11 protein-coding genes are annotated in these 12,396 nt (G+C 68.2%); 7 read left to right on the top strand and 4 right to left on the bottom strand.

The annotated features are described in order from the left end of the window. Positions 1 to 9: 9 nt before the first annotated feature. Entirely contained in the window at positions 10 to 699 is a 690-nt protein-coding gene (locus IP92_RS27140) for a response regulator transcription factor (protein WP_145881272.1), read from the bottom strand. A gap of 190 nt (positions 700 to 889) precedes the next feature. On the opposite strand from IP92_RS27140, the gene IP92_RS27135 reads away from it, so the two are divergent. After that, entirely contained in the window at positions 890 to 1,978 is a 1,089-nt protein-coding gene (locus IP92_RS27135; protein WP_145881270.1) for a type IV pilus twitching motility protein PilT, read from the top strand. Between the two features lie 190 nt (positions 1,979 to 2,168). Here the strand turns inward: IP92_RS27135 and IP92_RS27130 are convergent, their stop codons facing one another. Continuing rightward, positions 2,169 to 3,140 (bottom strand): carbohydrate kinase family protein, encoded by a 972-nt coding sequence (locus IP92_RS27130; protein ID WP_145881268.1) that lies wholly within the window; start codon positions 3,138 to 3,140, stop codon positions 2,169 to 2,171. Between the two features lie 276 nt (positions 3,141 to 3,416). On the opposite strand from IP92_RS27130, the gene IP92_RS27125 reads away from it, so the two are divergent. After that, positions 3,417 to 3,599: a hypothetical protein gene (locus IP92_RS27125; RefSeq protein WP_145881266.1), complete on the top strand. Its 183-nt coding sequence runs from the start codon at positions 3,417 to 3,419 to the stop codon at positions 3,597 to 3,599. Positions 3,600 to 3,726: 127 nt separating this feature from the next. Beyond that, entirely contained in the window at positions 3,727 to 5,403 is a 1,677-nt protein-coding gene (locus IP92_RS27120; RefSeq protein WP_145881264.1) for a hypothetical protein, read from the top strand. Between the two features lie 10 nt (positions 5,404 to 5,413). Here the strand turns inward: IP92_RS27120 and IP92_RS27115 are convergent, their stop codons facing one another. Then, positions 5,414 to 6,268: a 2OG-Fe(II) oxygenase gene (locus IP92_RS27115; RefSeq protein ID WP_145881262.1), complete on the bottom strand. Its 855-nt coding sequence runs from the start codon at positions 6,266 to 6,268 to the stop codon at positions 5,414 to 5,416. Positions 6,269 to 6,462: 194 nt separating this feature from the next. Between IP92_RS27115 and IP92_RS27110 the strand changes: the two genes are divergently transcribed. Genes IP92_RS27110 through IP92_RS27095 form a run of 4 tightly spaced genes read left to right on the top strand, consistent with a single transcriptional unit; the run spans position 6,463 to position 11,655 of the window. Next, the gene (locus tag IP92_RS27110) at positions 6,463 to 8,394 is read left to right on the top strand and encodes a TOL_0244 family TonB-dependent receptor (protein ID WP_145881260.1); all 1,932 of its coding nucleotides are present in this window, start codon (positions 6,463 to 6,465) and stop codon (positions 8,392 to 8,394) included. Position 8,395: 1 nt separating this feature from the next. Then, positions 8,396 to 9,016: a TOL_0243 family YfiR-like periplasmic protein gene (locus IP92_RS27105; protein ID WP_145881258.1), complete on the top strand. Its 621-nt coding sequence runs from the start codon at positions 8,396 to 8,398 to the stop codon at positions 9,014 to 9,016. A gap of 54 nt (positions 9,017 to 9,070) precedes the next feature. Further along, entirely contained in the window at positions 9,071 to 10,963 is a 1,893-nt protein-coding gene (locus IP92_RS27100; protein ID WP_145881256.1) for a sensor histidine kinase, YfiR-like protein-associated, read from the top strand. Between the two features lie 38 nt (positions 10,964 to 11,001). Further along, the gene (locus IP92_RS27095) at positions 11,002 to 11,655 is read left to right on the top strand and encodes a hypothetical protein (RefSeq protein ID WP_145881255.1); all 654 of its coding nucleotides are present in this window, start codon (positions 11,002 to 11,004) and stop codon (positions 11,653 to 11,655) included. Between the two features lie 15 nt (positions 11,656 to 11,670). On the opposite strand, the gene IP92_RS27090 is transcribed toward IP92_RS27095, so the two are convergent. After that, positions 11,671 to 12,393 (bottom strand): FAD-binding oxidoreductase, encoded by a 723-nt coding sequence (locus IP92_RS27090; RefSeq protein ID WP_145881253.1) that lies wholly within the window; start codon positions 12,391 to 12,393, stop codon positions 11,671 to 11,673. Positions 12,394 to 12,396: the final 3 nt, after the last annotated feature.

The raw sequence follows: 12,396 nt of genomic DNA, 5'->3' as shown, positions 1-12,396 counted from the left end.
GCACCAAGCTCACTCGGGCGCGCACAGCTCCAGCCGGTAGCCCTGCGTGTAGGCGGTGCGGATCATGACGACCTTGCGCTCGCCGACCTGCAGCTTCTTGCGCAGCTTGTAGACGTGCTGCTCGATCGTGCGGCCGGCCACTTCGCTGTCCGCGCTCCAGATCGAGGCGCCGATCGTGTCGCGCGAGATGTAGATGCCGGGCGACGAGAAGAACAGCCACGCCATCGAGAATTCGCGGGGCGTCAGCTCGATCTCGGTGCCTTCGAACGAGCAGCGGCCGCTGTCGCGGTCGAGCAGGTAGCCGGCGAACGCGATCGAGCGGCGTGCGCCGGCCGGGGTGGCGCGGCGGTGCAGCGCGTTGATGCGGGCCGTCAGTTCGACGGGTTCGAACGGGCGGGGCACGAAGTCGTCGGCGCCGCTGTTCAGGGCCAGCGCGGCCAGGTCCGGGCTTTTGATGGGGGACAGGATGATCACGGGCGTCTTGTCGCCGCTACGCAGATTGAGCCACGAGAGTATGCTGTTGTCCTCGCGCGGCGCGGCGCCCAGGTCGATCAGGATCATGTCGACGGCGCTGCGGCGGATCGAGCGCAGCAGGGCGGGCTCGTTGTCGAAGTGGACGGACTCGTGGTTGGCGCGCGCCAGCACCGAACGCACGTGCTCGGACACGGCGGAGTTGCGGATGTAACAGGCGATCTTCATGGTCGAACGAGCGCTTCCCTTAACACCGAGTTGTACGCGATGCCAGACAATTGGCAGACGTATAATTACTGGACCGCAAGTATATTGTCCGCATATGCTGTATGACGAGCAACGTGGTTTGTAATGTGTTGTCTGCGTGCATGCCCGCGCGCTGAGATCGTAACTCTTTTTTAACTTTCAGGTGCATTCCATGGTGGAGCCGAACTCGAACGATTTCTTGCAGGAACTGCTGACCTTGGCCGGCAGCGGCCAGGCCTTTTCCGACATCCACCTGGAGCAGGATGCGCAGGCGATGATCAAGACGCCGCGCGGCTGGCAACCGTTCCGCGACGCGCCAGTGTCGCTGAAGGAGATGACGCCGTTCCTGCAGGCGGTTGACGAGGACTGGGAAGACAAGATCGTCGACCGGGCGCTGGACCGTCCGCTGACCCTGCCCAACTGCCGCCTGCGCTGCAATGTGTACCGGATGGGCGCCGGCAGCAAGGTGGGCGTCTCGATACGCCGCTTGCCGCTGCTGCCGCTGGCGCTGGAAAGCACCGGCCTGCCGTCGTACGTTCGCACGTTGCTGGACGCCGCCAACGGCCTGATCCTCGTGTCCGGCCCCACCGGTTCCGGCAAGACGACGAGCATCGCCGCCATGCTGGACTACATCAACGGCCTGCGCAACGGCCACATCGTGACGATCGAGGAACCGATCGAATACGTCTTGCAGCGCAAGCGCTCGATCGTGTCGCAAAAGGAAGTGCCCACCGACACGGCCAGCTTCGCCAGCGGCCTGCGCGAGGCGCTGCGCCAGAAGCCGGACGTGCTGATGGTCGGCGAAATCCGTGACTACGACACGGCGGAGACGGTGCTGCATGCGGCGGAATCCGGTCATCTGGTACTGGCCACGCTGCACACCAGTCATGCCGTCGGCGCCATCACGAAGCTGCTCGGCTTCTTCCCTGCCGAACAGCGCGAACAGCGCGCGACGGCGCTTGCCAATGCGCTCGTCGGCGTGATTTTCCAAGGTTTGCTGCCCAGCGAAAGCGGCAAGGACTTCGTGCTGGCCAGCGAAATGATCTTCAATAACAATCAGCAGCTCGCGCCGTTCCTCTCCGCGCCGGGCAAGCTGCACCTGATCGCGGACTTCATGAAGCGCAAGGAAGACAATATGTCGCGCTCCCTGAACGACGCGCTGGCTCAACTGGTCGGCAAGAAGGCCGTCAACGCGCGCGACGCGATGCGCATCGCCTACAACCGCCTCGAACTGCACGAGATGCTGGGCAACCTGCGCTGACACCCTGCCACCACCGGAAGTGGAGTCATCCATTATAGGAACCCGGTATGACGTGCCGATGACCGTGCCGCCGATGCGCGTCGATGCTGCCGCAACTGGCACGTACCTCATGGGCTGCCCAGCTCCCTGCGAGCATCATAAGGTGGTGCGTACCTGAGTGCAAGCCGGCGGACCTCGCCGGCCTCTGTGTCTATTGTTCAGAGCTAACGACTCTTGCCGCGTTGCCATTGGCCAGCACAGCTTCGACCTGGGCCCGCACGGGCAACGCGGCACGTGCGCCGACGGCCGTCACGGCCAGGCTGCCCGCCGCGCAGGCAAAGCGCAGCGCCGCGTCCGGCGCCTGGCCTTCCAGCAGCGCGGCCAGCAGCGCGCCGTTGAACGCGTCGCCGGCGCCCGTCGTATCCACCACTGTCGTCGCGAACGCCGGCTGCGTCATGAACGCCCCCGGCACGGCCAGTACGGCCCCGCGCGCGCCGCGGCTGACGGCCAGCAGCGCCGGGCCGCTCCTGTGCGGCGTGCCCAGCAGCGCAGCCATTCCGGCCTCATCCGGTTCCATGCCCAGCACGGCGCGGTAGGTGGCATCGTTCATGAACACGATGTCGCACAGCGCAAGCAGGTGCTCCAGTTGGGGGCGGCTGCTCACCATGGCGGCCTCGACGTCGATCGCCAGCGACGTGCCGGCCGCGCGCGCCAGCGCGTGCACTCTTTCGAACTCGGCCAGGTCGTACGGCATCGCATAGATCACGCGGCTGTGTGCCAGCGCCGGCGCCAGCGTCGCCTCGTCCAGCGTGGCGCCGGGCATCGGCGCATAGATCACCGCCTTCTCGCCGCTGGCCTCGACAAGCACGAGGGCCGTCGGCGACACGGCGCCCGGCACGGCGCGCAGGTAAGCCGTGTCGACGCCGCGGCCCTCGTAGCCGGCGCGCAGGAACGCGCCTTCCGCATCGGCCGCAATGCGGCCATACGCAAGCGTGCGCCGGCCCAGCAGGCTGGCGGCGCACGCGACGTTGGCGACGGTGCCGCCGGCCAGCGGCGGCAGGCGGCGGCCCAGCACCTTCTCGTCCGCCAGCGGCGCGCGCTGCACGGTAAGCAGCAAATCGAGCGTCGGGTCGCCGAAGGCAAGCAGGTCGTAGGAGCGGGCGGCGGGGAAGGCGAGGGTCATGGTCGATTCCACATCAGGACGTGCCGCATGATAGCCGATTTTCGCCGCTCAGCATCGGATGGTACGTACCACGACCGGTGAAATTGCCCCGTGCTTACTGCCGCGTAGCAAAAGCGCCACCCTGGCCGCTCCGGGTTCACTCAGTGAAGCCGCGCACAGTTCGCGCCATGCGTGCACGGCATACTCGAAACCGTCGGGCAGGACCATATCGACGGCGCCGCGGACTGCCGACGGCGCCCACACTATCGGAGACCATGCAATATGGGGGAGGTGATCGTGAGAGGCACAGAACTGACGCAGACGAAGACCGTGCGCTACAAGGGATACGAGATCTGCATGGGCTCGGTCTACAAGGATGGCGAACCGCTGTTCCACTATTACGTGCCGCTGGGCGAGGGCGACGGCGGTGTCGAGCAGGGCAAGCGCATCATCGACCAGATCGGCAGCGACGACGACTGAGGGCGGCAACGCAAAGCACTCGCGTGCGACATGCATGCAGAAAGTCAAAGCACCCGTGGGACGGGGAACAATACTGGATTGAGCAGCGTGCCCGCTGCGCTCTTTCCACCTGCCCACGGAGGATGTCATGCCGCTCCTGTCGAGACTCGTCCCGGTCCCGCTGTTCTGCCTGTTACTTGCGCTGCCGCCCGCGGCCTGCGCCGGGCCCGGCGCGTACATCACCAACATCCTGCAATTAGATGCCCCGCGCATGCTGGCGCCGGACGGCAGGGCGTATTCGAGCGAGGAACTGCGTATCCGCAACAGCGCCGGCAGCGCGATGTCGGAAGTCAACCGCGAGCAGACGTGGATCTATGCGCCCACGGGGCTGGCGGAAGGATGCCTGGGGACCGATTGCCCGGCGGACCGGGTCGGCTTCCGGCCGGGCGAGGGTTTGCCCGCGACGGGCAATTTCGTGCACGCGGGAGCGGAAATGTACCGCATGTTCGACCTCAGTCTCGCAGAGGCGCACCAGTACGTGCGCGCCGACCGGTACTTCGAGGATCCGGAGCCCGCCCGCGACTGGATCCAGGCGCGCAGCTGGAGCCGCGGCGGCTTCGACTTCCAGCCGCCGGCGGCCGGGGAGATCACGTTCGCGTTCGACGTGATGCGCTACCTGGACATGCGCGTGGCGGCCGGCACGCCCGACCTGCCGGTCGTGAACGCGGACAGCGAGTTCTGGCTGACGGTCACCGACGTCACCATCGGATACGACGTGCTGCGCATCGCGCCCGAGGATTTGAACACGCACGTGGTGCTGCACTCGGACCGCGACTCGGCGCAATACGAATATTTCGTCCGCACCGTGGTCGAGACGGCGTACTTCGATCCGGCCCGCGTCTACCACGTGGAGCTGGCGCAGAACGTATTCATTGGGCTGGTGCCGGAACCTTCCGGCGCGGCGCTGTACGTTGCCGGCCTGGCACTGCTGGCACTGCTTGGCCGCGGGCGCTGGCGCCGCGTCGCGGCCGGCGGGTCGCTGGCCCTGCTGTGCAGCGGATTGGCGCAGGCAAGCACCGCCGCGGCGGGCTTCGAGTTGCGCATGCCCGCGCTGCACCTTGCCGGCGCGCCGGACACCGCGTTGCCGATGCCCAGCGGACCTGCCACGGTCGTCACGGAAGCGGATGGCCGGCGGGGCGGGGGGCGCGACTTCGTCGAGGAGCCCGATCTCCATACCTGGCTGTACAGCTGCACGGGAACCGGCTGCGCGCCGGCGCCGTCGCCGCTGGCCGGCGACGCCGCGGCGGCATTCGAAGAGACCCGCAACCTGCGCTCCGCCGATACGTCGAATGCCTTTCACGTGATGACGGCCGAGGCGGTTTCGACGGCGCAAGCAAGCCATGCGCTGGCCGAGGCCAGCCTGTACCCGCTCGTCTTCACTGTCGACAGCGCCGACGCGCTGGTGCTGTCGTTCCAGGGCCGCGCCACGGCCCAGGCACACGCCGCGCGCGCGGACGACGCCAGCGCGGCCGTGTCTTTTGCCGTCACGTTGAAAAACAACAGCACGGGCGCCGAGTCGACGTTCGCGCCGGCGGCGCTGAACCGCACGGTGGCGGCGGGAGAGGCCGCCTACGATTCCGGCCTGCTGGCGTTCACGATGACGACACCGCTGCTGGAACCGGGGCCACTGTACCTGCTGTACTTCGACTATGCCGTCTCGGCCGCGACCTTGCCGGCGGTACCGGAGCCGGCCCCGCTGCCGCTGTACGGTGCCGGGCTTGCCTGCGTGCTCTGGCTCGCGCGCCGGCAACGGTCCTGTGCCTAGGCGGGCCCGTTCAGCGGAACACGCCCTGCCGCACCCACTTCGTGGCGACCCACTTCTCGCCGCGCGCGACGGGTGCGCCGCCGTGCAGGCTCGCTTCGTCCAGCTGGCCGTCGCCGTTCACGTATTCGAAGTAGACGGCGCGGCCTTGCTTGGGCACGATGGACAAGCCCAGCTTCGGGAAGATCGTGTCGCCCGCTTCCTCGACGTCGTTCAGGTAGACGATCAACGTGGCGACGCGCTGGCCGCCCCGTTTCAGCGTGGCCGCGAAGCCGGGGTTGGCCGGGTCGAAGTAGTCGTGGTGCGGCTTGTATTCGGCGCCCACCTGGTAATGCAGCACGTGCAGCGCCTCGCCATGGGCCACCGGCTGGTTCATGATCTCGGCGATGCGTCCGTTCAGGCGCTTCAGCAGCGGGTCGCCGGCATCGTCGAGGAACGCGCCTTCACTGGTGCGGTGCTCGCGCACCTGGTTCTCGCCCGTCGTCGGGCTCAGTGTGGCGGACGGTTGCAGGCGCGCCCGCGCCAGCGCGATGACGGCATCGCATTCCTCCGGCGCGAACACGTCGTCGAGCACGGCGATCACGGGCTGCTCGATGCGCATCGTCACTCGCACGACGCGGTCGCTCGTTTCGATCACGTTGTCGCGGTGGCGGATCGTCGGCGTGCCGTAGCGGTAGGGGCCCGGCTTGGCGGCCGCGGCCGGCTGCAGGCGCTGCGCCTGGCGTTCCGCCACGGTGCGCTCGGCATAGGCGGGGTCGTAATGCGCGGCCACCATCGCGGCCACGATGTCCTGCGTCCGGCAGCCCTTGTCCAGGCTCGCGTCAAGCCACCGGTCCCATTCTTCCGACATGCGTGTGTACTTGTTCATGGGCAGCGAGTATACCAATCCTGGCGGAATTGCCGCGCCGCGCCGGTGCTGTGACAACACAGCGGAACGCGGCAGCCGCGCCACGGTCTTACGGATGGCTTGCAAAATTGAGACGCGACTGCGCTACAGTGCGCGATACTGTGCTGCAGCGTGTTTATAATTCTTCCAGACAATTCAACCTGCTGGCGCGGCTTATGAGACCAATCACAATTCGTGCGCCCCTCGCGACGGCTTGCCTCGTCCTGGCGACGGGGGGTGCCGCGGGCGCGCCGCAGCAGGATGACATTGCCGAACTGTCGCTCGAGCAGCTCAGCGACATCGTCATCACGTCCGTCTCGCGCCAGGAGGAACGCCTCGCCAACGCGGCAGCGTCGATCTACATCATCGGCGGCAGCGAAATCCGCCGCAGCGGCGCGCGCACGCTGCCCGAAGCGCTGCGCTTGGCTCCCAACCTGCAAGTCGCACGCGTCGATGCGCGCAACTACGCGGTCACCGCGCGCGGCTTCAACGGCGTGCAGTCGAACAAGCTGCTCGTGCTGATCGACGGGCGCAACGTCTACACGCCGCTGTTCTCCGGCGTGTTCTGGGATGCGCAGGACGTGCTGATCGAGGACATCGAACGCATCGAGGTGATCAGCGGGCCGGGCGGCTCGATCTGGGGCGCGAATGCCGTCAATGGCGTCATCAACGTGATCACGCGTTCGGCCAAGGACAGCCAGGGCGGCCTGCTTGCCGCGACGGGCAGCAAGGACGACCGCGATGCCAACGTGCGCTACGGCGGCCTGCTGCCGAACGGCGGCCACTACCGCGTGTATGCCCGCTACGTGGATGCGGACGATGCCGCCAGCTCCGTCGCCAGTGCGCTGCCCAGCGCGTACACGCGCAAGCAGGGCGGCTTCCGGGCCGACTGGGATCGCGCCGGCGGCGGCCTGATGGTGTCGGGCGACGTGTACGAAGGGGAGTTGGCGCAGAACACCCCGGCGTCGATCCGCATCTCCGGCGCCAACCTCGTCACGCGGCTGACGCGCCGCCTGGCCGACGACGCCAACGTGCGCCTGCAGCTGGTGCTCGATCACACCGAGCGCGACCAGCCGAACGCGATCGTCGAACGGCTCGACACGGTGGAACTTGAAGCGCAGCACAGCCTGCGCGTGGCCGAGCGCCACAACATCACGTGGGGCGGCGGCTACCGCTACGCGCGCGACCGGCTGACGAACGGCCGCGCCTACGCGATCCTGCCGCCGGAGCTGACGATGCATTGGGGCAGCCTGTTCGCGCAGGACGAGCTGGCGCTGACGGACGACCTGCGCCTGACCGTCGGCGCGAAAGTCGAGCACAACCACTACACGGGCGCCGAATACCTGCCCAGCGCGCGGCTGGCGTGGACGCCGGACAACCGCCAGCTGCTGTGGGCCAGCGTGGCCCGCGCGGTGCGGGCGCCGGCGCGCCTCGACCGCGACCTGTATTCGCCCGTCAAGCCGCTGAACCTGGGCGGCGTGCCGCGCTACGCGCTCGGCGGCGGCCCGAACTTCGTTTCCGAGACGGCCAACGTGGCGGAACTGGGCTACCGCATCCAGCCCAGCCCGGCGATCTCCTATTCGGCGACGGCGTTCTTCGCCGACTACGACCGGCTGCGCACGCAGGAGCCGAATCCGCGCGGCCCCGCGTACAGCGGGTTGTCCGAGGTGCGCAATATGGGCTACGGGAATACCCGCGGCATCGAGATGTGGGCGCGCTGGCAGGTGCGCGACACGTGGCGGCTGAACGCCGGCCTCGTCGTGCAGCGCGTGCGCACGGCGGTGCACCCGGGCAGCGGCGATCCGAACGCGCAGTATGGCCTCGCCACCTCCGACCCGAACCATTACTGGCAGCTGCGCTCGTCGCACGACCTGCCGGCGAACATGCAACTGGACTGGACGTTGCGCTACGTGGGCGCGCTGCCGCGCCCGTATGTGCCGTCCTACCACGAGCTGGACCTGCAATGGATGTGGCGGGTGCGGCCGAACATCGACGTGGCGCTGATCGGGCAGAACCTGTTGCACGGTTCCCACCCGGAATTCGGCCAGGCGGTCAATCGCAGCGTGTACGAACGTACCGCGATCCTCAAGCTCACTGTACGATTCTGACATGCCGCCACTCGTCATCGTCCCCCCTCGATCCGCCACGGCGAAGACGTGGTCAACCACTTGGTCACCCACCTGGTGGTTTGGCGCGCTGCTGGCGCTGGTCATGCTGTGCCTTGCGCTGACGTGCACGGCCGGCGGCCAGCCCGCGTCGATCGCCGCGGCGAACCTGGAGCGCAGCGTCAAGGCCGCCTACCTGTTCAAGTTCCTCGGCTACGTGGAATTCCCCGCCGCCACCGAAGCGGCCGGCCCGCTCGTTGTCGGCGTGCTGGGTGCCGACGACGTGGCTACCGAACTGACCCGCATCACGGCCGGCAAGACGGTCAACGGCCGCCCCGTGGCCGTGCGCAGCCTGCGCGAAGGGGAGCCGCTGGCCGGGCTGCAGATGGTGTTCGTCGGCGCCGAGACGGCCGTGCTGCCGAAGGTATTGCGTACCGCGGCGCAGAACGGCGTGCTGGGCGTGACGGAAGACGAGAACGGCCTGCAGCAGGGCGCCGTGATCAATTTCCGCATCGTCGAGGACCGCGTGCGCTTCGAGGTGTCGCTGCCGGCGGCCGAGCGCAGCAACCTGAAACTGAGCTCGCGCTTGCTGTCCGTGGCGTGGCACGTGCAGAAGGGAGGCTGAGTGGCGCGCGCGGTGTGGCCCCGCCTGAGATTGCCCGAGCGGTGGGCGAGCACGGTGCGTGCGAAACTGGTCGTGATGGCGCTGGCGACGACGTTCGTGGCGCTCGTGACGATGTCGATCAGCATGCTGGTGTACGACCTGACGACGTTCCAGCAGAACTGGGTGGACGACCTGACGACGCAGGCGGAAATCGTCGCCACCGTGTCGGCGCCGGCCGTCAGCTTCAACGACCCCGTCGCCGCGCGCCAGAACCTGGCGCTGCTGCGGGTGCGGCCGCAGATCCAGCAAGGCGCGATCTACGGCGCCAACGGCGCCATCTTCGCCGCCTATGCGCAAGCGGTGGGCGAGCAGCCCGTGTTCCCGGTGCGGCCCGGCCGGCCCGGCTACACGATCGAGGGCGGCCGGATGGTCGTGTTCCATCCGATCGTCGAGAACGGCGAACGGGTGGGCACCGTCTACCTGTCGGCCCGCTACCGGCTGCTGGACCGGGTGGCCAGCTACGCGATCATCCTGGGCGGCGTGATGCTGGGCAGCCTGCTGCTGGCTGGAATTGTCGCCGGCAGCCTGCAACTGTCGATCACGCGGCCGCTGCAGGCCGTCACGGACGTGGCGCGCGACGTGATGCAAAAGCGCGATTTCTCGCTGCGGGTGCGCCGCGCCGCCAGCGGCGAGATCGGCACGCTGGTCGACGCGTTCAACGACATGCTGGCCGAGATCGGCCGCCGCGCCAATGCGCTGCAGGACGCCAACCGCACGCTCGAGCGCGAGATGGCCGTGCGGCAGAACGCCGAACAGGCGCTGCTGCTGGCGGACCGCCGCAAGGACGAATTCCTCGCCACGCTGGCCCACGAGCTGCGCAACCCGCTGGCACCGATCCGCACGGGCCTCGACATCATGCGGCTGAACGGCGGCGACCCGGCCGCCACCGAACGGGCGCGCGGCGTGATGGAGCGCCAGCTGAAGCAGATGGTGCGGCTGGTGGACGACCTGCTCGACGTCTCCCGCATCAACACGGGCAAGCTGACGATCCGCCGCGAACCCGTCGAGCTGCGCGCCGTCGTCTCGAACGCGCTGGAGATCGCCCGCCCGTTCATCGACGCGCAAGGCCATGCGCTGGCCGTCGAACTGCCGGCGCAGCCCGTGTACGTGCTGGGCGATGCGACCCGGCTGGCGCAGGTGCTGTCGAACCTGTTGAACAATGCGGCGCGCTACACGCCGCGCGGCGGCCATATCCGGCTCGATGCGCAGCTCGATGCGGACGGCCGGCTGCGCATCCGCGTGGCCGACGACGGCATCGGCATCGCCCCGCAGATGCTGGGCGAGATCTTCGAGATGTTCGTGCAGGCCGACGCATCGCTGGAGCGCAGCAATGCGGGCCTGGGTGTCGGCCTGTCGCTGGCGCGCCGCCTCGTGGAGCTGCACGACGGCACGATCGAAGCGTCCAGCGACGGCCCCGGCAAGGGCAGCGCGTTCGTCGTCACGCTGCCGGTGCTGCAGACGGCCGGCGACAGCGTCGCCCGCACATTGCCCCCGGCCGGCCAGGGCAAGCCGCACCGCATCCTGCTGGTGGACGACAACGTGGACTTCGTCAACGCGATCGGCGCGCTGCTGCGCACCCTGGGGCACACGGTGCAGGTCTGCCACGACGGCCAGCAGGCGCTGGCCGCCGGAACGGCGTTCACGCCGGAGACCGCGCCGGACTTCGCCTTCCTCGACATCGGCCTGCCGGGCCTGAACGGCTATGACCTGGCGCGCGCGCTGCGCCGCATGTCCGCGCTGGCCCACACCGTGATGGTCGCCGTCACCGGCTGGGGCCAGCAGAAGGACCGCGACCTGGCGTTCGAGGCGGGCTTCGAGGAACACCTCGTGAAACCGGTCAGCGTCGAGCAGATCCTGGCGATCCTGGCGGGGCACCGGGAAGGGGTGGCGGTGGCGGACCGCGGTTGATCACGCAAGCGCGGCGGCTGGTATGATGGTCGCCGATCATGAACTTCAACCATTTTCCACTGATTTGCCTGTTGGCGGTCGTCGCGACGGCCAACGCCGATCCCGTGCCCGCGCCGCTGGCGTCGATGCTTCAGCGCGGGAAGTCCGTTATCCCGGCGTCGGAGCTGAGCGCCGAGGAGCGGGCCTTTCTGTGGCAGGGCACGAAGCTCGATCCAGGAGGTTACCTCCGCATGGAGACCTCCACAGCTTATGTCGACCTCGTGAACAGCTTCATGTCCCATCCTCTGTTCAAGAAGCTGAGCCCACCCCTCGTCTTCGCAGCGGATGGCAACGAATCCGTTACGCTGGAGGGCGTGCTGCCGGAGGACCAATTCCGGTCGACCTCCGTGTTCACGTGGCGTGGCAGACGCATCGCCATCACGTCATTCGACATGAAGGCAGCGGGTGCCCGGAGCGTCATCGCGGAAGAATTCCTGATCCGGAAGGTGAACGGCGTACCTGCGACATTGACACTGTCGGTAGCAAAGGGAACGCGGGACGCGATGTGGAAGGCGGGATGGCTGAGCGATGACGTGCACTACGACGTGTGGGTGCCGGAGAAGCTCGATGCCAACGACGGCCCGGGTCTTGCCCCTGACGTGGTGCTGGACGTCAGCGCCGCGCTGGCCGGCATCGTGAACAAGCGGCGCTAGTCCATCCGGCGGCCCTCAGCCGCCATAGCGCTCCGTGCGGATCGCGCGCGGTGCCGTGCCCGCGTCGTCCAGCAGCTGCGCCACCGTTTCAACGAAGCCGTTCGCGCCACAGACATAAGCCGTGGCCGGTGCGTGGCCCCACTGTGCCAGCGCTTCATCGAGCAATGTTCGGTCGAGCCGACGGCGGTAACCCTGCGGTGCGTCGCCACGCGTCACCGTCGTGACGTAGGCAAAGGCGGGATGCGCGGCGGCGATGGCCGCCAGCTCTTCGCGGAACGCCAGGCTGTCCCACGTGCGCGCCGAGTGCAGCAGGAGCAGCGGCACGGGTGCGCCCGCGTCCGCCCAGGCGCGCACGATCGCCACGAGTGGCACGATGCCGGAGCCGCCGCCGGCCAGCAGCAGCGGGCCCGGTTGCGCCTGCGTCCACACGAAGTGGCCGCCGAGCGGGCCGCGTACTTCGAGCGTATCGCCCGGCTGCGCCACGTCGTGGAACCAGCCTGACACTTCACCGTCGTCCAGCAGCTCGATCGCCAGTTCCACCTCGCCGGCGCCCGGTGCGGATGCGATCGAATAGCTGCGGCGCGCCTGGTAGCCGTCCGGTGCCGTCAGGCGCACGTCCACGTGCTGGCCGGCCGTATGCGAAGCGAGCGGCGCGTCCAGGAAGAAGCTGGACAGGCGCGGCGTGCGCCGTTCGATGCGCGTGATGACGGCTGTCTGCCAGTTACCCGTGTCAGTCATCGG

Origin of the sequence: Pseudoduganella flava (assembly GCF_007830495.1) — a bacterium.
GTDB classification, from domain to species: Bacteria; Pseudomonadota; Gammaproteobacteria; order Burkholderiales; family Burkholderiaceae_D; genus Rugamonas; species Rugamonas flava.
The sequence above is the reverse complement of the archived record's forward strand: the minus strand, read 5'-3'. Positions and strand labels throughout refer to the sequence as shown.